This window comes from Micromonospora rosaria (genome assembly GCF_001567585.1).
Taxonomy (GTDB): Bacteria; Actinomycetota; Actinomycetes; order Mycobacteriales; family Micromonosporaceae; genus Micromonospora; species Micromonospora rosaria.
On record NZ_LRQV01000283.1, the window covers coordinates 1 to 1,828 of the forward strand.

The window sequence follows — 1,828 nt, forward strand, 5'->3', positions numbered from 1 at the left end:
AGGGCTTCCGTGCGTGGAGCGGGTGACGGGAATCGAACCCGCACTGTCAGCTTGGGAACCGCACAAGGCCCGCTGGTGGCCAACCCGGAGGGCAGCTCAGCGAGAGATCGAGTGGCCTGGAGTACTACTGCGTAGCCTGTCGTAATGGCCCGCTAATGGCCCGATCGCCCAATCATCGGTCTGCCCGCTTGGGAGACACCGGTTTGCACCCTGTCCCCCAAGTTTCCCCAGTTCAGAAGCCATCGGGGGACACAGGGGACAGGAGGGACAGCGGAGACACGGGCCGCCTACGGTTGAGCATCTGCCCGCTCGGGCCAATGCCCTCAACTCGGGCGACGCGGAACGGCCAGCAACGAGGATCAGCTCACGGATCGCGTTCCGGGCGGCCACATGGGTGTGGATCAGCTCGGGTGCCAAACCTTCGGCTTCGAGGAGGTAGCCCAGAGCCTCTCCACTCTGCCGCCGCTGTGCGTACGCACGGCCGAGGTCCATCGCCAACCGCGCCCGCCGCTCGGTGGACAGCTGCTCGGCATTGATTCGCTCGCCGACCTCGATCGCTTCGCCCGCGTCACCCAGCTCGACCGCTATCGAGACGGCCTGAATACCGACATTGGTCGGCCCGAATTCAAGGTTGAAGTCGTTGCGGTCAGAGCCGATCTGACTCGCCACCTGGCGCGCGTTCTCGATTTCTTTGCGAGCATCCGTACGGTTGCCCGATCGGGCATGGACCAACGCCAACGCTAGGTGAAGCGATCCCAAGACGGACAGCGCTTCAGGAGTGGCAGTCGCGCCGCTTACGTGTTGACGGAGAGCGTTGACCGCCGTTGCTGCTGTGTGTTCCCCCTGGTCCAAGCGCTTGAGTCGGACAAATGCCTGCGCGAGGCGGAAAACGCCGGCAAAGACGTGCAGTACCTCACCGGATCGCTCGGCGGCGTTGATCGACGGTCCGCCGCCAGCCATGCCGCATCGGGTTCGTCTTGGCGCACGAAAGCGGCGGAGAGCGCCTGATAAGTCCGGCTCAGTAAAAGCCACAGGGTCGACCGAACTGTATCGGGAGCGGTTCTTGCGGCGCGTTCCAGTCGCGGGATGAGCGGCCCGATAGCTGAACTGAGTTCGGCGAATCGGTTTCCGTGGGTCAACCTCCACACCTCATCGACGGCATCCTGGAGCGCCTCCAGGTCGATCGCCACCTCGGCTGCGTCCCCAGCGAGAAGCACATCCGGCACCGGGTAACCCGAGATCGTCAGCCTGGCCTGATCCAGGTCGTTCGGCGTATCAGTGGATTCGGCCGACACCGAGGCGGCTACCGGCGTGTCCGGCCGCAAGGTTTGAAGCGGCACGCCGAGGCCGTCAGCAAGTAGCCGGAGGACGTCCAGCCGGTTGACCGGCTGGACGCCACGTTCAACCTGCGACAGCCAGCTCGCGGTACGTCCGAGCGCTGCCGCCAACTCTTCCTGCTTCATGCCGCGCTGCTTGCGCAGTTCGGCTACTCGGAGCCCGAAGGCTCGACTGTCTCCGGTATTCACTTGCGCAACGGCCCCTTCCCGGATTCGGCCTGCAAGAACGTCACGGCAAGACCACTCAGGTACTGCTCGCGCTCAGCAAGAAAGCGCTTGGTGTGGGCCTGCTTCTCGTGGAAGTCGAAGGCAGCCCGGTCGGCGTACAGCTCGTAGAACACCCGCACCAGCGGCTCAGTCGGCACGGTGTGAACCACGTAGGCCAGCGTGTCCGGCTCCAACCGTTCGATCTCCGGACCGGTCTCGGCCACCAGCTTGTCGAAGCTCTCGGCTGCGGTCTCGTCACGCAACTCATGGCGGACGACTAGGCC

Annotated in this window: 3 protein-coding genes; 1 reads left to right on the forward strand and 2 read right to left on the reverse strand. The window is 64.7% G+C overall.

Going from position 1 to position 1,828, the window contains the following annotated elements; all coding sequences use genetic code 11:
• Positions 1-390: 390 nt before the first annotated feature.
• Positions 391-744, forward strand: coding sequence for a hypothetical protein (locus tag AWW66_RS35030; protein ID WP_067374547.1), 354 nt, complete (start codon positions 391-393; stop codon positions 742-744).
• Between the two features lie 50 nt (positions 745-794).
• Here AWW66_RS35030 and AWW66_RS35035 read toward each other — a convergent pair whose 3' ends face one another.
• Both AWW66_RS35035 and AWW66_RS32020 read right to left on the reverse strand, forming a co-directional pair.
• Positions 795-1,526, reverse strand: coding sequence for a helix-turn-helix domain-containing protein (locus AWW66_RS35035; protein WP_281179655.1), 732 nt, complete (start codon positions 1,524-1,526; stop codon positions 795-797).
• A partial coding sequence (locus AWW66_RS32020; RefSeq protein ID WP_245648587.1) for a putative quinol monooxygenase occupies positions 1,523-1,828 on the reverse strand: 306 nt, incomplete at its 5' end. The genes AWW66_RS35035 and AWW66_RS32020, both read right to left, overlap by 4 nt.

What these genes read in the sequence shown, in the direction of transcription:
- AWW66_RS35030 (WP_067374547.1), top strand. Translation starts at nt 391, where the DNA reads ATGGGTGTGGATCAGCTCGGGTGCCAAACCTTCGGCTTCGAGGAGGTA.